Below are 16,408 nucleotides of genomic sequence, written 5' to 3'. Positions count from 1 at the left end.
GTTTTCAAACTAAAGATTGCAAATATTTCCAAATGTTGCATTTGGTCTGAGAATTTATTTTCCACAAAAAAAGGCATGAGTCGAAACCCACGCCTAATCTTTAACCAATTTAAACTATTTTTAATTTTTACCGCTACTTCCTACACCTGCTGCGTCATTCTTTTTAGCTTCTTGCATAGGATTTGGTCCTTGTGGCCCAAAACTTCTTTGCTTAAACAATTGGAACTTCGTAGGAGCTTCTGGCTCTTTTGGAAAAGCATTGTTTGAAGTGTCAATATCTGCTAATTCAAAATAAGGATCCAATTTGAATTTCTTCACTTTTTTTGCAGTTGGAATAGTTTTGGTTATTTCAACATCGTTCATTCTCCAAATTTCCGCAGGATATCTAAAGTCCTCAGTTGTTCCATCTTCGTAAACTGCCTGAACGATTACCGGCATTACTAAACCACCTTTATTCTTAATTTTTAAAACATAATAGTTCATACCTGACTCCAAAAGTTTTTGATCTTCAGGTGACAAAGAAGACTTATAAGCCTCAAATTTCTTTTGATCAGCTTCCGTAACTGCATAGCGGTCATACGAATTGTAGAAATCTTTCATTGAAGGGTCTGCTTCTACAACAGAAGTCTCGATATCTATTTTATCTCTCATTTTACTGATTGTTTTCCCTTTGGCTTCTGCTTCTTTTTTTGCTTCAGCCTTAACAATTTCAGGATTTTGAGTATCCAAAGAATACCATTCTACTTCGGCAAGATCTTGGTCTACAGGCTCAACAGTATAGAACCAACCTTTCCAGAACCAATCCAAATCTACACCAGAGGCATCTTCCATAGTACGGAAAAAATCTGCAGGCATTGGACTCTTGAAGGCCCATCTTCTAGCATATTCTTTAAAGGCAGCATCAAACAATTCTCTGCCCATTATAGTCTCTCTGAGCATATTTAATCCCGTAGCAGGTTTTGCGTACGCATTAGGACCGAAAGCCATAATATTGTCTGAAGAAGTCATGATAGGCACTTGTTGCGTTTTATCTGTCTTCATATAACCAACAATGTCCTGCGGCTCTCCCCTACGTGCTGGATAATCTTTATCCCATTCTTTTTCAGCTAAATATTGACAGAAAGTATTCAAGCCTTCATCCATCCAAGTCCATTGTCTTTCGTCGGTATTTACTATCATCGGGAAGAAATTGTGCCCCACTTCATGAATAATCACGCCAATCATACCATATTTTGTTCCTTCTGAATAAGTTCCGTCTTCTTCGGGCCTTCCACCATTAAAACTTATCATTGGATATTCCATCCCACCTCCACGCGTAGCATGACACGAGATTGCCACAGGATAAGGGTATTCAATGGTATGATTTCCATAAGAGCGAAGTGTATGCTCAACTACACGAGTTGAATATTTTTCCCATAATGGATTACCTTCCTTTGAATAAAAAGACATACTCCAAATCTTCTTGCCGTTATTGTAAACGTCAGTTTGCATAGCATCCCATATAAATCTTCTTGACGATGCAAAGGCAAAATCTCTGACTTTTTTAGCAGTATAAACCCAAGTTTGTTTTTTCGTGCTTTTTACTTTAATTCTTTCTTCAGCTTCAGCCTGATTGGCTATTATAATCGGAGTTTTTGAATCGGAAGCATCCTTCATTCTTTGTTGTTGCGTTTTCGAAAGTACTTTCGAGTAGTTTTGACACTCACCTGTAGCTCCAACAATATGATCATCAGGTACAGTAATCTCCACTTTATAGTCTCCGAAAGGCAAAGTAAACTCTCCTTGACCTAAAAACTGCTTGTTTTGCCATCCACTTACATCATCATACACACACATGCGAGGAAACCAGTGTGCAATGAAATAATTATAGTTGCCATCTTTTTCAAAAAACTCATAGCCTGAACGACCATAATATGCTGTGATATTATATTCCCATTCAATCTTTAATGAAACTGCGATTGCAGGTTTTAAAGAAGTTGGCAAATCAACTCGCATCATGGTACCGTTGATAGTATAAGGAATGTTGGCACCTTTCAAATCTTTCACAGATTTGATTTTGTATCCAAACTCTTTATCTGCTTTTACTGCACCGAAAACAGCTCCAGGAGCATTCATATTTGTCAATTGCGTTCCAGACATTTGAGGATTTACTCCACCAGTTTTGGAAAGTGCATTAATTGAGTTTTTCTCAAACAAATTTTGGTCCAATTGAAGCCATAAATACCTTAGATCGTCTGTCGAAAAATTGGTATAAGTAATTACTTCAGAACCAATTATTCGTTGATTTTCATCATCAAGCTCAGCTTTAATATCATAATCTGCTTTGTTTTGAAAATAATCTTTCCCAGGAGCACCAGAGGCAGTTCGGAAAGTATTTGGGGTAGGAAGTGCCGAACCCAATTGTTCAAACCTAGTGTTGGCGTTATAATTACTCGGAGCGGGTCTTTGAGCAATTACAGCCACAGCAGATGTAAACAAAAAAGAAATAGCCAATGCAATTTTCTTCATAATTTGGTTTATTGATTAAGTAAATTATACAATGCGAAAATATATTTTTTAAATTAATTTAACAATGACTCCTTGATTTAAATTGGTTTTTAATAGATAAAAAAACTTTTTTATTAGAAAAATCAAGAATTAGATTTAAGTAATGTCATTTTTTAAGAAGATTTTCGGCATGCTCGCACTTTTTACTTTAGATTTGAGTTTTGAAATAAACAGAATTATATGGCTGGAATATTAGATTTAATTGGAAACACACCTTTAGCGGAACTAAGCGTTTTGAGTCCGAATCCAAATGTTAGGATTTTTGCAAAACTTGAAGGAAATAATCCAGGAGGAAGCGTAAAAGATAGGGCGGCTCTGAATATGATAAAAAGTGCCATCGAAAGGGGAGAAATTAAAAATGGCACAATACTCATAGAAGCAACAAGTGGAAACACTGGCATAGCATTAGCTATGATAGCTAGCCTATATCAAATAGAAATAGAGCTTGTAATGCCTACCAATTCTACCAAAGAGCGTGTAGATACTATGGAGGCCTATGGTGCCAAAGTTATATTATTAGAAAGTATCGAAGCTTGTAGAGATTATGCAGAAGAGAAATCAAAAACTGATGAATATTTGATGCTCAACCAATTTGCGAATCCTGACAATTTCCTGGCACATTATAAAACAACGGGTCCCGAAATCTGGAGAGACACTGATCAAAAAATAACGCACTTTGTAGCATCTATGGGCACCACAGGCACTATTATGGGCACATCTATGTATCTGAAAGAACAAAATCCTGATGTACAAATCATTGGCTGCCAACCTACTGAAGGCTCATCGATTCCGGGAATTAGACGTTGGCCAAAAGAATACCTTCCAGCTATTTTTGACGCAAGTAGAGTGGATAGAATTTTCGACATTTCTCAAGAAGAATCAACTCTGATGGCGAGAGAATTAGCAAAAAAAGAAGCGATATTTGCAGGAATGAGCTCTGGTGGTCAAGCTGCAGCAGCTATTAAATTAGCTAAAGAACTGGAATCTGGCGTGATAGTTTTTATCTGCTGTGACCGAGGCGACAGGTATTTAAGTAGCGATTTGTTTGGGTGATTTGTTGTTGGTGGATTTGTTATTGCTGGATTTGTTATTGGTGGATTTGTTAGTCGTAGATTTGTTATTCGTGGATTTGTTATTGGTGAATTTGAGTTTAATGTTACTATTTATTTGAAAAACGAATTTTGAAGATATTTAAAAAAAATGCCTAATTGTATTTAACACCCTTGGACTAAAACAAAAAAGCAAGTTTAAAAACTTGCTTTTAATATTACATTATTTAAATATTTTCACCACTTAGCAGGATTCCTTCTCCACATTTTTAATGATTCTAAATCTGTGGCTTTTACATATTCTTGTTTTAGAGCCTCGTCTATTAGGTAGTTGTAATTGCTAAGTGTGACTAATTTCAAGTTTTTTTCAGCAAAATTGTCATCCGCAATTTTAAAACCATAAGTAAAAATGGCAATCATGCCTACAACCTCAATTCCTTGCTCCATTAATGCCTCAGCGGCTTTTATTGAACTCCCGCCTGTAGAAATTAAATCTTCAAGAACTACTACTTTTTGCCCTTGTTCTATCTTCCCTTCTATTTGATTTCCCATTCCATGCTCTTTCGGCTTTGGTCTCACGTAGGCAAAAGGAAGATTTAAATAATCAGCAACCAAGGCACCTTGAGCTATCCCAGCTGTAGCTACCCCAGCTATTAAATCTACATCTGGGAAATTCTTTTTTATCGCTTTAGCCAAAGCTTTTTTGATAAAAGTTCTCGCCTCAGTGTCTGAAAGTGTGATTCTGTTGTCACAATAAATTGGACTATTCCACCCTGAACTCCACTTGAATGGCTTCTCAGGACTCAATTTTACGGCTTTAGTTTTAAGGAGATAAGTGGCAATTTTACGAGCAGTATTCATGCTTATTCAGAGTCTTCAGTTTTTTTAGTAACTAACATTTTATCGATACGGTTCTTGTCCATGTCTACGATTTCAAAATCAAAATCACCCCATTCAAAGGTATCACCTGTTTCAGGTATTTCTTTTAGTATATGGAGAGCAAAACCGCCCATGGTATCAAATCCGTTGTATTCTTTTCTTGTAGGCAAGTCTATTTCAAACTCATTTAAGAAATCATCGAAAGGTAAAGAAGCGTCTATCAAGAAACTTCCATCTTCACGCTCAGTAATCTCAAACTCAAACTCATTGGTTTCTGAAATATCTCCCACCAAAGCATCTAAAATATCATTCATGGTTACAATTCCAACCACATTTCCGTATTCGTCTACAATAACTCCAAAATGTATTCTTTCCTCTTGGAATTTCTCTAAAACTTGATAGGCATGGTTATTTTCAGGTATATAAAGAGGTGTACGAAGATTATTTTCAAGGTCTTTCAGTTCATCATCTAAATTTTTACCCAAAAGATCTTTGATATACAAAAGTCCTTTTATCTCATTTATGCCATCTATACAAACAGGATATACTGAATGTTTTTTAGAAATAATTTTCTCTTTATTTTCAGTAAAATCATCATCCAAATCAAGAAAAGTCACCTCATTTATATTTGTCATCAAGGAAGTAATTCTCCTGTCTCCAAGATGAAAAACATTTTGAACTATTTCATGCTCAATCTCTTCTATAGTACCTCCACTGGCTCCTTCTTGCATCAATGTCCTGATTTCTTCTTCAGTTACCGAGTTATCATTTTCTTTTAAACCTATAACCTTGAAAATCAAATCTGAAGTTTTACTCAATAACCAAATAAAAGGTGAGGTGATATAAGAAACTATGCTCATTGGCTTTACAGCATACATAGCAATTTCCTCTGCTTTGGCCATTCCTATTCGTTTCGGCACCAATTCGCCTAAAATCAAGGTGAAGAAAGTAAGTAATACTGTAATAAAAAACACTGCTATGCTTTCTGCATAAGGTTTAACACTTTCAAATTGCTCAATGAAAGGAATTAAGTACCCTTTAAAGGTATCTCCAGAGTAAATACCTGTAAGAATACTTATCAGTGTAATACCAATTTGAACTGTAGAAAGAAACTTTCCAGGTGAGTTGGCCAAAACCAAAGCAGCTGTGGCACGTGAGTCACCGTTTTTTGAGGCAATTTCTAATTTTGTTTTTCGAGATGAAACTAGGGCTATTTCAGCCATAGAAAACAAACCATTAAGAATTATTAGAAAAAGTATTATTAAGATTTCCATTAAAAATTAAGACCGCCTGTTGGGCAATCTATTCTGATTTAACTGCAAAGTAACAAAATTTTTAAAATAGAAAATGACATCACATTAAAAATAATAATTTTAGGCATTAAAAAGGATAATTAGCTTACTTTTGCATTTTTAAAACACCTATGCTAATATTCGTCAATAACAAGGCTATCACTATCACTGATAGTACTCATTTTATCAAAGACCATTCCAAGAATTTTGATTTTATATATGATCAAGCATCAGATATTATCGAATATCGAGATTTAAAAGGAAACATTCTCATAAAAAATGGGGATTTTGAAAATATTATGAGTTTTATAAAACTTGCTCAAAGCAATAAACAGGAACTTCTCGGGCATTTGACTTTTGAAGTAAAAAACCAAAAACTTTTTAAAGCAAAAATAAAAAGCAAATTGCCTGTGATAAAGGCAGCTGGAGGTGTGGTAGAAAACAAAGTCGGCAAAATTTTGATGATGAAACGCTTGGGTTTTTGGGATTTACCCAAAGGCAAGGCAGATCCTAACGAAAAATCAAAGGTTACTGCTGAAAGAGAGGTTTTGGAAGAATGTGGTGTAGTTGTTAAAGTAAATGATAAAATCTGTACTACATGGCATACCTATATGCTTAAGGGAAAGCTGGTTATAAAACAAACCAAATGGTTTGCAATGTCGCTTGTATCTGATAAAAAAATGAAACCCCAAGCTGAAGAAGGAATAGAAGAATTATGTTGGATGGAGGGGAAGGAAATAGAAGAAGCTTTACTGAATTCTTATACTTCAATTGCATTCGTATTGAAGAAAACACAACATTTGGAGGAGGTTTAAGTTACAAAATGATTTTTTTTAGTCTTAATAAAAATTAAAGAAAAATTATTACGTTTGACTCTTGAAAATTTACAATTAAACCAAATAAATTTCATGAAAAAGTTCCTTAGTGTTCTTGTTTTATTATTTATCTCTGTGCAGATATTAAACGCACAATCGGCATCAACTTCGGCTAAGCCGAAAACAGCTAAAACTGCTAAAGAAAAAACTGAAAAGAAAGAACCGAAAGAAAAAAAAGAACCCAAAACAGAAGCAAAAACTAAAACCACAAAAGAGAAAACAGAGTCAAAAACTGCTAAAGAAAAAACTGAACCTAAAACAAAAACTGCAAAAGAAAAAACTGAAGCTAAAACTGCTAAAGAAAAAACTGAAGCTAAAACAGCTAAAGAAAAAACTGAAGCTAAAACTGCCAAAGAAAAAACTGAAGCCAAAACTGCTAAAGAAAAAGTAGATAAAACTACGAATGCAAAAGGTAAGGCAGATAAAACAAAAACTGAAGATGCCAAACTCAAAGAAAGCGATAAAAAAACTAAAACTAGTACTTCAGAGTCTAAAAGTACATTAACAAAACCAAATACGACAACAAAAACTAGCACAACAACAACTCCAAGTACCACTACCAAAAAGACTACTCAAGCAGATAAATCAACTCAAAAGCAAGTTGCTGGGGAAGATAAATCGATTGGAAAAGATGCTAAAGGTCGTACGATATATCAAGGACCAAGAGGAGGTAAATATTATATAAATGCTAACGGAAATAAGCAATATATCCAAGATTAATAAAATTTTTTAAAAATTTAGATAGCTCGCTGGAAACAGTGGGCTATTTTTTTTTATTTTTGTAAACAAAACCTTAAATAATGAAAATACGCGTATTGGTAGTTGGATGTGGAAATATGGGTAGCTCGCATGCCTTGGCTTATCAGAATATTGAAGAATTTGAAATTTGTGGAATTGTATCTCAAGGCAAAAGTAAAGAAAGGTTAAACCAAAAACTTGGTGGCAACTACCCACTTTTCGACGATTATTTCGAAGCTTTGGCTGCCACTAAACCTGATGCCGTAAGTATAAATACCTATCCTGATACACACGAAGCCTTTGCTTTGGCTGCATTAGAAGCAGGTGCTCACGTTTTCATTGAGAAACCATTGGCAGATACCGTTTTAGGTGCTGAAAAAGTAGCAGCAGCAGCAAAAAAACACAATAAAAAACTTGTCATTGGATATATATTAAGAGTTCATCCATCTTGGGAAAAATTTGTTGAAGTAGCTCAAACCATGGGCAAACCTTTGGTTATGCGAATGAACCTCAATCAGCAAAGTCATGGTATCATGTGGGATGTGCATAGAAACCTTATGAAAAGCCTAAGTCCGATAGTAGATTGTGGTGTTCATTATATTGACGTAATGTGCCAAATGACGCGTTCGAAACCTGTTTGGGTGAGTGCGATTGGTGCACGTATGACGGAAGATATTCCTGAAGGAAATTATAACTATGGCCAATTACAAATACGTTTTGAAGACGGTTCAGTAGGTTGGTATGAAGCAGGTTGGGGTCCGATGATGTCAGAAACCGCCTTCTTTGTAAAAGATGTGATTGGGCCAAAAGGCTGCGTTTCGATAGTTGCGAAAGATGCAGGAAAAGCTGGTCAGTCGGACAATGTAGACGCACATACCAAAACAGAATCACTGAAAGTACACCACGCGGACATAGATGCAGCAAATAATTTCACAAAACCTGACGAATGGATTGATCTTACGGACGAACCAGACCATAATGAGCTTTGTAAAAGAGAACAGTTGTTTTTCTTGAATGCCATTAAAAACGACGTAGACCTTACCGACCATGTTGAAGATGCCGTAAATAGTTTGAGGATAGCTTTCGCTTGTGATGAATCTGTAAGAACGGGTGAAGTTGTGAGGCTTGGTTGATTTGTTGATTTGTTATTGGTGGATTTGTTATTGGTGGATTTGTTATTGGTTTATTTGTTATTGGTTGATATGTTATTGGTTGATTTGTTATTGGTTGATTTGTTATTGGTTGATTTGTAATTTGTCGATGCTTTAATGGTTATATCCTATTGTGAATGTGATTTTCTAACTTATTTTGCATTTTGTATTTAGAATAAAAAATACAAATCGAATCTTTGTGGAATTTTCAAAAACTCCACTTAATTCTAAAATAAGCACCATTGCTAAGATTTTTCAACTTGTCTTGTTGTTGTAGAAAAAAAGATTGACCAATAAGATATAAATCCACGTTTTCTTTGAGACTATAGCTTATTGAAGGACTTATAAAAGCCAAGTTTATACCATAACCATAAATACCTGCCAAACTGATATTTAGCAAAGGTGAAACTGGATATGACCCTACTAACATACTTGTATTTTTACTTGGAAAAAGACTTTTTGCGGTTAATGTACCAAAGGCATTTAAACCAATTCCTGAATCACCCAAATCCAATTTTTGATTGATTCCTAAACTACTGTACAACCATGCTCCGCTTAAATATAAGGAGTTTTTAAAAGAGTAATCGAGGCTACTTGTGCCTACAAAAGCTTTTTTTGAAAATTGATCGTTAATTGGGTAAAAATAACTCAACTCACCTTTGAAGCCAGCTCCGCCAATATTCCCCGCCCAACCAGTTCCTAGAGCCAAATCTTTGAAATACTTACCAGCCAAAATTTGAAAATCATAGCCAGACTTATTGAATTTATACATTGCCGCAGTCACGTTTTGGTGAGCTGAATTTACATTTGCAGCCACATCTAAACTTGACATACCATCTTTAAAATACATCCTTGCTCGAATAGCGTCTGAGCCAGGTCTCTCTTCGTAATCAAAATCAAAATAATTGTAGGTATTAAACCAGTCATTTGGGTTCCATGCCATGGTTATTCCCCAATTTATCCTTTGTCTACCAATTCTTAATTCTTTCTTTTTACCTAAAAAATCTAAATACAGACGATCTATAGTAGTATTAAAAACCATTCCTGGCTTATTTAAAACTGACCAATTCATATCTAAAAATCCATTATCCTTTTCTATTACATCTCCATAATTGGGAGTACTATTCACCTGATTACCAAACATTAAACGATTTCTCATTTCTAAAACTGCCACAACTTTATCTGAAGCTTGGAATTTAAAGTTTAAACGATTATGAACAAGATTATCCAAAAATACTTGGTTGAGGTTTTGAAAAGAGATAGTTTCCATATTTTTCAAATATCCACCCACATGAAATTTCTTTTCGGTAACAGCTTCAGTACTGTCAGCATTCTGGGCATTTGATAAATAAGGAAAAACCCCAAAAATCCAAAAACTTATTAATGTTAAGCTTTTGAATTTAATTCTAATTTCATTTTTCAAAAACATGCTTTTCATCGCTTTTGATTTTGCCATCTTCGAGCTTAATAACCCTGCGAGCGTGGTCTATAACACGTTGGTCGTGGGTTGAGAAAAGAAAGGTTATGCCTTCTTCTTTGTTCATTTCAAGCATTAAATCAAGCAAATTCTCAGTTGATTTTGAATCAAGATTTGCTGTTGGCTCATCTGCTAATATAAACTTAGGTTTTGGAGCTAAGGCCCTTGCAACTGCAACACGCTGTTGTTGGCCGCCAGAGAGTTCAGAAGGGCGGTTTTTATGTCTTTCTGCCAAACCAACTTTTTCTAGAAGCTCTTTTACTCTTTTTTTTCTTTCGTCGTAGGGCCTTTTTTGAAGTAACATCGTAAATTCTACATTTTCCTCAGCCGTCAGCACTGGAATGAGATTATAAGCTTGAAAAACAAATCCAATATTATTTAACCGAAAATCTATCAATTGATTGGCAGAAAGTGAAGACATTTCTTCTTGATCTATTTTTATACTTCCCATACTTGGTTTATCCAAGCCGCCTATCATATTCAAAAGTGTAGTTTTACCAGAACCCGATGGACCTACTATAGCCGTAAACTCCCCTTTTTCTATAGTTAGATTTACGCCATTCACAGCATTTATTTGCTGATCTCCATCTGCGTATATTTTATATAAATCTTTTGCTTCGATTACATTCATGATATAAGTATGTTTCTAATTATCAATTATTTATATTTTTCTAATTGCTTTTGCTGGATCCAATTTTATGGCTTTATAAACGGGGAAAATTGCAGAAAAAACACTAATAACCAGCACCATTATTCCGATTTTCCAGTATTGATCTGACTGAGCCACTGGATATACAGTACTGCTAAAACCCATGGCTTCAAGACCTGTTTCCATACTTTTCAATTCTATACCTGTTTTATGTGTGATAAAAATGGTCAACCAAGCCAAAAACATCCCCAATGGAGCACCTATGGCAGACAGCATCAATGTTTCCAGCATAATCATTGTAAACAATTTGGTTTTGTTAAGTCCAATGGCCATTAACATGCCTATCTCTCTAACGCGGTCCATTATGGCCATTAGCATGGTATTTATTATTCCGAACGCTAAGGCTATCATAATTATAAAAATGAGAATTTGCATAGTTTGGTCAAACGAATCTATGGCATATTCCATTAATGGGTCCATTTCTCGCCAATTTTGCACCGACACTTTTGGACTTATCGCTTTTAGCTTTTCTTGAACTTCTGCCAAATCTTTATCTGAATTTAACAAAACTGCAATCTCTTGGATTTCGCCTTGGGTTTTCAATAATGTATCCAAATCACTTTTTCTTACAAAAGCATTGGCTTCGTCATATTGTAAATTGCCTGAGCGAAAAATCCCCGCAATCCTAAAAGAGGCAGAAACTATTTCGCCGTTTTTATCTTGGAAAGTCAAAACCAATTTCTTTCGCAAGCCTAGTTTTAGTTTTTCGGCAGTTTTTTGGCTGATAAGAATTGGCGTTTTAGCAGAAATATCAAGATATTCTCCAGATTTAAGTTTTTCATTTAACCTTGTCGTTAGTTTTTCTTGCTCAGGATCTACTCCTGAAAGTTTTATTCCCAAACTGCTTCTCGAGGAAGCCATCATAGCATTTACCACTAAACGTTCAGAAAACGAATTTACGTTTTTGTCATGTTTTAGAACATCCAAGTATTTGTTTTTATCGGGCAAAATATGCTTGGCGAGTATTTCTTCGTTAAATTTCTCATTGTGCATTTGTAAATGTGAAAGCTCCCCAGTTATGAGTTTTTGTATCCGAGTTTCGTACATTCCCCATGAAAAACCCGTAATAAAAACCCCAGCCCATAAGCCTAAAATAATTGCAATTATTATTATTAAACTTCGAGACCGATTTCGCCAAATATTTCGCCAAGCAATTTTAAGTAACATAATGTTTTAGTTTTTTTGTTCGCTTTAACTCTTCATGCCTTCCAGAGGGTCAATTCTAAGTATTTTGATAATTGGATAAATCGAAAGAATCATAGATAAAATAACCACCAATTCGGTTTGAGACCAAATGATACCCCAATCCATATTTGCAGTTATAACTGGCTCAAAACCAACTTTTTCATAAGCCGAGCTTATTGAACCTTCAAGTTTTATTGGTGAGTTTTGTAACCAGGAAGTAATAGGCAAACTAGCTAATCCGCCCAAAATACCGCCTAAAAGTGACATGATAACACACTCCAAAGCAAGTGTAAATGCAATCAACCTGTTTTTCATACCTATGGCAATCAACATACTAAACTCATGCATTCTTTCGCTTATCATCATCAAAAGAGTTCCATAAATTACAAAACCAATTATCATATATAAAACACCTAAAATAATTCCTCCGCTTGACTTATCTCCTTCTATTTGATTTAACAAATCGGGCATCAGCTCTTCCCAATTTTTAACTCTTAGCTGCGTGGTATCAGAAATAGCAACTAGTCTTTCCTGAACAGCCTTCATTTCTTTTCGAGAAAAGATATTTACCCCAACTGAAGTCACTTGGTTTCCTGTTCCGAAGAGTTCCTGAGCGATATCCAAAGGCATATACATCATATTGTCATTAAGCTGCGGGGCCCCAAATTCTAAAATTCCTACAACTGGAAACTTACCGTTTGCACTAATTCCATGATAGCCAGAGCCGATAAAAACCACCGTGTCGCCAATGTCGACTTTCAGATAATTAGCGAGACCTTTACCTACCATTACTTCTGATTTGTCATCAAAGTATTTCCCCTTTATTACCTTTTTATTTAAGCCAGTAAGTTCGGTTTCAAGTTTTGGATTTGTGCCTGTTACCATCACACCTTTCGATACATCTCCGTTGGCAGCCAAAACAAAGGACTCGAGCCTTGGCGTAAAAGATTTTACACCTTTTGTCTTTGCAATTTTTTGGGATAAATCTGGCAAAAACTCAAAAGAATTATCCAAAGTGCGTTCATCGGCATAGTCTTTCTGTTGAATTTGCAGATATCCAGTATTGAAAGTAACCACATTGTCTATTTGTCTATCGTACATACCATCCTGAACAGACTTCATCAAAACTGCCAATAATACTGCAAAGAGCGTAGCGGCTATCATAATAGAAGTTCGGGTTTTGTTTCGCCACAAATTCCGCCAAGCAAGTGTTAAAATTAATTTAATATTATCCATCCGATGTTTCGGTTTATTTGACTTTACGCATATTTTGAACAGTAAAAAAACTTGCCGGATTGTTGGCATTGAAGTTTGCACTATTCAATATCATTACGGTTTTATTTCCGGGATGTTCTGCAGGAATCACTTCAGTTTTTGAGGCTAAATTCCTTCCACCTATATTTTTGATTTCGCTTGCTACCATGGTGTTTACCAAGTAATTATCCTCATCGTAAAATTCCGACTTCATGTAAACAAAATCCTTTTGGTCAACCCACGTCATTACTTTTCCCCACACTACTGCCGAACCCGCCTTTGGCAACATTTCGATCTTCCAACAAGCTCGACCGCCCATATTTTCGGCACCTAATATTTTGCAATTAAAATCATCCTTATTGGAAGTTTCCTTCACCAAGTCATCGTTTGTAAGGTCAGAGCCCATCCACGATTGCGTAAGCATAGAAGGTGGCATTTTAATGGTTCGCTCTATACTTGGCACCCAATTCCAAAGTTCACGGTTTCGTTTTAAAAAGACCGTTCCTTTGTCTTTAGCAGGCGACAAAACCACAGACATGCTGTATTCTGTACCCAAAGACCAAGATTTCATCTTCATTTCTCTGGTCCAAGACGGTCTAATAATCTGAATTGTAATTTCGGTAGCACTCGAATTACCTCTGGATTTCTCATCTGCTTTGGCTATAATCTCAGAGCCACTTTGAGCTTGAGATTGAAAAACAAAAAACATCAAAATCAAAACTAAACTTCTCATTTTTAATTATTTATAAATTCCCTAAATTGTATCTTTTCTTCAGAGCATTGGCTACTCGCATCAGATGCACTTCGTCTTCTGTAGTTAAATATTGCACAGCCAAACCATCCATTACAGCTCCCATTATATAAATTTCGTTTTCAGCATCGGGTATACCTGCATCATTCATTTTTGTTAAAAACAAAGGCATTAATTGGTTTATTTTTTCAGATGCAATTTTCTTGATAATAGGGTGACTTTCTTTTTGTAAACCTAAGGAGGTCAATAAAACATTAAACTCTTTTTCAGTTTTTAAAAATTCAACCGTGAAATCAATCATTTTCAACAGCATTTTGCGTGCATCCGCTTCCTCTAAAAACTCCAAATAGAAGCCCTGCATGCTTTCTACGGTTTCCAAAATCACTTTTTCCAAAAGATCATCTTTACTTTCGAAATAGTTGTACATCAAACCTTTAGAAATACCAGCCTCTTTGGCAATTTGACTAATACTTGTATTTGCAAAACCATTTGAACCGAAAAGCATCAAGGCTGTGTCTATAATTTTCTTACGACTGACTGCCCTCTTTTTCTCAAATTCAACACTACTTATTGGGCTCATATAATTTTATGACTGAACGTTTGGTCAAAAATATAAATTATAATTTCCTAAAACAAATACTTTTAGCTTAAATATTCAAAAACTCATAAAAACCTAATTAGCAACACTTAAGTAGTTTTAGTTTTCTTAAAAATTCAAAAGGGGAAATAAAATAGATTTTGTTTTTAAATTTGTTCAAACTTCAACAAAGAAACTATGAAAAATAAAGATACTGAAAGTCCATTTTTTAAAACTGAAATTCAGGTGCAATGGGGAGAAATGGATGCTGCTCAACACGTAAACAATGTAAACTATTTAAGATGGGCAGAAACTGCTAGAATTGGCTTTTTCGAAAAACTGAATGTTTTGGATTTGGACTTTAAAATACTAGGAATAATTCTCGCATGGCAAGATTGTAAATATATATTTCCAATAAAATTTCCTGATACTGCTATATTAACCTACGATATTACGTCTGTTTTTAATGACAGAATTCATGGCGAATGCAAAATATATAGTAAAACCAATAATAAAATTGCGGCGATTTCAAAAAGCACGGTAATGGCATATGATTATAACAAATTGGCAAAAGCTGAAATTCCCACTGAATGGAAAGAGCAAATAATTTCTGTTTATGGCAAACAAATTATTGACTTAGGTTAAAAAAAGATTAAAAAGGAATAGTGATTGAATCCTAAATGCACTTAAAAAAATCCAAAACAACCTAAAACAATCACAATAAAGTAAAAATTTAAAGGTTTCTTAGTTTATTATTCTTACTTTGTTTGCTCGAAAAACCTAACCTTTGAGTATGAGAAGAAAGTCAGTGAATTTTAATGTCCACAGTCAACCTGAGTTTTATAGAGAAGTAGTAAAAAGAGTCAATTCTCACTTCAAAAATAGCAGCCAATCAAAACATGGCAACACCTCTATGGTAGTAAAAACTATCTTTATGTGTGCATTATATTTTATTCCTTTTGGATTTATCATTTCAGGATTGGTAACCTCTCTAGCCGGGCAAATGGCTCTTTGGGCAATTATGGGTTTGGGAATGTCTGGAATAGGGCTTTCTGTAATGCATGACGCCAATCACGGATCTTATTCTAAAAACAACAAAATAAATCATGCAGTTGGTTTAATAATTAATTTCATTGGTGGTTACCATGTAAATTGGAAAATCCAGCACAATGTTTTGCATCATACTTACACCAACATTCAAGGTTTGGATGACGACATTTCGAAAAACAATACAATAAGATTGTCACCGCACCAAAAGCAGTTGGCGTTTCATAAATACCAGATTTTTTATGCACCGTTTCTATATAGTATATTATCGCTATATTGGTTTTTAGGCAAAGACATAGAGCAGATTGTAAAATACGGAAAAGAAAAATTAGTTGAAGACCAAGGGATTTCTATCCGCCAAGCGGCACTTGAGATTTTCATAGCCAAAACCTCTTATATTCTTTTATTTATTGCAGTTCCTATCTACTTCTCTCCTATTTTATGGTGGCAAACTATGCTAGGTTTTTTGTTAATGCATGCCATTTGTGGGCAGATATTGGCTCTAATATTCCAATGTGCACATGTAATAGAAGAAACTGATTTCTTTGAACCAAGCGAATCTGGAAGTATGGAAAATAGCTTTGCTATTCACCAAATGCGGACAACCTCAAATTTTGCCAACGATAGTACTTTCTTCTCATGGTTTATTGGCGGCCTTAACTACCAAATAGAACATCATTTGTTTCCGAATATTTGTCATGTTCATTACAAAGACATTTCAAAAATCGTAAAATCTACGGCACAGGAATTTAATGTACCCTACAATCAACATCGCACTTTTTTAGATGCACTTAGTAGCCATTTTAGGCAATTAAACAGACTAGGTGTAGGAGCGGTTTGATTTTATAAAATTTCATTTTTGAAAAATTCTGAATAG

General features: G+C 34.9%; 15 protein-coding genes. 6 read left to right on the top strand and 9 right to left on the bottom strand.

Translation table 11 applies throughout. From position 1 onward, the window contains the following. Window positions 1–120: 120 nt before the first annotated feature. Entirely contained in the window at window positions 121–2,508 is a 2,388-nt protein-coding gene (locus tag EGI22_RS23350; RefSeq protein ID WP_255071087.1) for a M1 family metallopeptidase, read from the bottom strand. Between the two features lie 219 nt (window positions 2,509–2,727). On the opposite strand from EGI22_RS23350, the gene cysM reads away from it, so the two are divergent. Beyond that, window positions 2,728–3,600, top strand: coding sequence for a cysteine synthase CysM (gene cysM / locus EGI22_RS23345; protein ID WP_255071086.1), 873 nt, complete (start codon window positions 2,728–2,730; stop codon window positions 3,598–3,600). A gap of 233 nt (window positions 3,601–3,833) precedes the next feature. On the opposite strand, the gene pyrE is transcribed toward cysM, so the two are convergent. Both pyrE and EGI22_RS23335 read right to left on the bottom strand, forming a co-directional pair. After that, window positions 3,834–4,457, bottom strand: coding sequence for an orotate phosphoribosyltransferase (gene pyrE / locus EGI22_RS23340; protein WP_255071084.1), 624 nt, complete (start codon window positions 4,455–4,457; stop codon window positions 3,834–3,836). A 2-nt stretch (window positions 4,458–4,459) separates the two neighbouring features. Then, window positions 4,460–5,749: a hemolysin family protein gene (locus tag EGI22_RS23335; RefSeq protein WP_255071081.1), complete on the bottom strand. Its 1,290-nt coding sequence runs from the start codon at window positions 5,747–5,749 to the stop codon at window positions 4,460–4,462. A 149-nt stretch (window positions 5,750–5,898) separates the two neighbouring features. On the opposite strand from EGI22_RS23335, the gene EGI22_RS23330 reads away from it, so the two are divergent. The 3 genes from EGI22_RS23330 (at window position 5,899) to EGI22_RS23320 (ending at window position 8,513) form a co-directional block, all read left to right on the top strand. Next, a complete protein-coding gene (locus tag EGI22_RS23330; RefSeq protein ID WP_255071080.1) occupies window positions 5,899–6,582 on the top strand; it encodes an NUDIX hydrolase in 684 nt (227 codons plus the stop codon). A 93-nt stretch (window positions 6,583–6,675) separates the two neighbouring features. Continuing rightward, the gene (locus EGI22_RS23325) at window positions 6,676–7,362 is read left to right on the top strand and encodes a hypothetical protein (RefSeq protein WP_255071079.1); all 687 of its coding nucleotides are present in this window, start codon (window positions 6,676–6,678) and stop codon (window positions 7,360–7,362) included. Between the two features lie 80 nt (window positions 7,363–7,442). Then, window positions 7,443–8,513: a Gfo/Idh/MocA family protein gene (locus EGI22_RS23320; RefSeq protein ID WP_255071078.1), complete on the top strand. Its 1,071-nt coding sequence runs from the start codon at window positions 7,443–7,445 to the stop codon at window positions 8,511–8,513. Window positions 8,514–8,739: 226 nt separating this feature from the next. On the opposite strand, the gene EGI22_RS23315 is transcribed toward EGI22_RS23320, so the two are convergent. The 6 genes from EGI22_RS23315 to EGI22_RS23290 are packed head-to-tail and all read right to left on the bottom strand — an operon-like array spanning window position 8,740 to window position 14,487. Continuing rightward, complete coding sequence (locus EGI22_RS23315; protein ID WP_255071076.1) at window positions 8,740–9,987, bottom strand: hypothetical protein; 1,248 nt, start codon at window positions 9,985–9,987, stop codon at window positions 8,740–8,742. Further along, window positions 9,944–10,639, bottom strand: coding sequence for an ABC transporter ATP-binding protein (locus EGI22_RS23310; protein ID WP_255071074.1), 696 nt, complete (start codon window positions 10,637–10,639; stop codon window positions 9,944–9,946). Before EGI22_RS23310 ends, EGI22_RS23315 begins: the two co-directional genes overlap by 44 nt. 30 nt (window positions 10,640–10,669) lie before the next feature. After that, window positions 10,670–11,884, bottom strand: coding sequence for an ABC transporter permease (locus EGI22_RS23305; RefSeq protein ID WP_255071072.1), 1,215 nt, complete (start codon window positions 11,882–11,884; stop codon window positions 10,670–10,672). Between the two features lie 24 nt (window positions 11,885–11,908). Then, on the bottom strand, window positions 11,909–13,138 hold the full coding sequence (locus EGI22_RS23300; protein WP_255071071.1) for an ABC transporter permease: 1,230 nt from the start codon (window positions 13,136–13,138) through the stop codon (window positions 11,909–11,911). A 13-nt stretch (window positions 13,139–13,151) separates the two neighbouring features. Further along, window positions 13,152–13,889, bottom strand: coding sequence for an outer membrane lipoprotein-sorting protein (locus EGI22_RS23295; RefSeq protein ID WP_255071069.1), 738 nt, complete (start codon window positions 13,887–13,889; stop codon window positions 13,152–13,154). Window positions 13,890–13,899: 10 nt separating this feature from the next. Further along, on the bottom strand, window positions 13,900–14,487 hold the full coding sequence (locus EGI22_RS23290; protein ID WP_255071067.1) for a TetR/AcrR family transcriptional regulator: 588 nt from the start codon (window positions 14,485–14,487) through the stop codon (window positions 13,900–13,902). 195 nt (window positions 14,488–14,682) lie between these two features. On the opposite strand from EGI22_RS23290, the gene EGI22_RS23285 reads away from it, so the two are divergent. Both EGI22_RS23285 and EGI22_RS23280 read left to right on the top strand, forming a co-directional pair. Further along, the gene (locus tag EGI22_RS23285; protein WP_255071065.1) at window positions 14,683–15,129 is read left to right on the top strand and encodes a thioesterase family protein; all 447 of its coding nucleotides are present in this window, start codon (window positions 14,683–14,685) and stop codon (window positions 15,127–15,129) included. A 148-nt stretch (window positions 15,130–15,277) separates the two neighbouring features. Beyond that, complete coding sequence (locus EGI22_RS23280; RefSeq protein ID WP_255071064.1) at window positions 15,278–16,372, top strand: acyl-CoA desaturase; 1,095 nt, start codon at window positions 15,278–15,280, stop codon at window positions 16,370–16,372. The last annotated feature ends 36 nt before the right edge of the window (window positions 16,373–16,408 follow it).

It is taken from the genome of Lacihabitans sp. LS3-19, assembly GCF_024343575.1.
GTDB lineage: Bacteria > Bacteroidota > Bacteroidia > Cytophagales > Spirosomataceae > Leadbetterella.
Note: the sequence above shows the minus strand (reverse complement) of the source record. Positions and strands in the feature narration are given on the sequence as shown.

What these genes read in the sequence shown, in the direction of transcription:
- EGI22_RS23350 (WP_255071087.1), bottom strand. Translation starts at nt 2,508, where the DNA reads ATGAAGAAAATTGCATTGGCTATTTCTTTTTTGTTTACATCTGCTGTG.
- cysM (WP_255071086.1), top strand. Translation starts at nt 2,728, where the DNA reads ATGGCTGGAATATTAGATTTAATTGGAAACACACCTTTAGCGGAACTA.
- pyrE (WP_255071084.1), bottom strand. Translation starts at nt 4,457, where the DNA reads ATGAATACTGCTCGTAAAATTGCCACTTATCTCCTTAAAACTAAAGCC.
- EGI22_RS23335 (WP_255071081.1), bottom strand. Translation starts at nt 5,749, where the DNA reads ATGGAAATCTTAATAATACTTTTTCTAATAATTCTTAATGGTTTGTTT.
- EGI22_RS23330 (WP_255071080.1), top strand. Translation starts at nt 5,899, where the DNA reads ATGCTAATATTCGTCAATAACAAGGCTATCACTATCACTGATAGTACT.
- EGI22_RS23325 (WP_255071079.1), top strand. Translation starts at nt 6,676, where the DNA reads ATGAAAAAGTTCCTTAGTGTTCTTGTTTTATTATTTATCTCTGTGCAG.
- EGI22_RS23320 (WP_255071078.1), top strand. Translation starts at nt 7,443, where the DNA reads ATGAAAATACGCGTATTGGTAGTTGGATGTGGAAATATGGGTAGCTCG.
- EGI22_RS23315 (WP_255071076.1), bottom strand. Translation starts at nt 9,987, where the DNA reads ATGGCAAAATCAAAAGCGATGAAAAGCATGTTTTTGAAAAATGAAATT.
- EGI22_RS23310 (WP_255071074.1), bottom strand. Translation starts at nt 10,639, where the DNA reads ATGAATGTAATCGAAGCAAAAGATTTATATAAAATATACGCAGATGGA.
- EGI22_RS23305 (WP_255071072.1), bottom strand. Translation starts at nt 11,884, where the DNA reads ATGTTACTTAAAATTGCTTGGCGAAATATTTGGCGAAATCGGTCTCGA.
- EGI22_RS23300 (WP_255071071.1), bottom strand. Translation starts at nt 13,138, where the DNA reads ATGGATAATATTAAATTAATTTTAACACTTGCTTGGCGGAATTTGTGG.
- EGI22_RS23295 (WP_255071069.1), bottom strand. Translation starts at nt 13,889, where the DNA reads ATGAGAAGTTTAGTTTTGATTTTGATGTTTTTTGTTTTTCAATCTCAA.
- EGI22_RS23290 (WP_255071067.1), bottom strand. Translation starts at nt 14,487, where the DNA reads ATGAGCCCAATAAGTAGTGTTGAATTTGAGAAAAAGAGGGCAGTCAGT.
- EGI22_RS23285 (WP_255071065.1), top strand. Translation starts at nt 14,683, where the DNA reads ATGAAAAATAAAGATACTGAAAGTCCATTTTTTAAAACTGAAATTCAG.
- EGI22_RS23280 (WP_255071064.1), top strand. Translation starts at nt 15,278, where the DNA reads ATGAGAAGAAAGTCAGTGAATTTTAATGTCCACAGTCAACCTGAGTTT.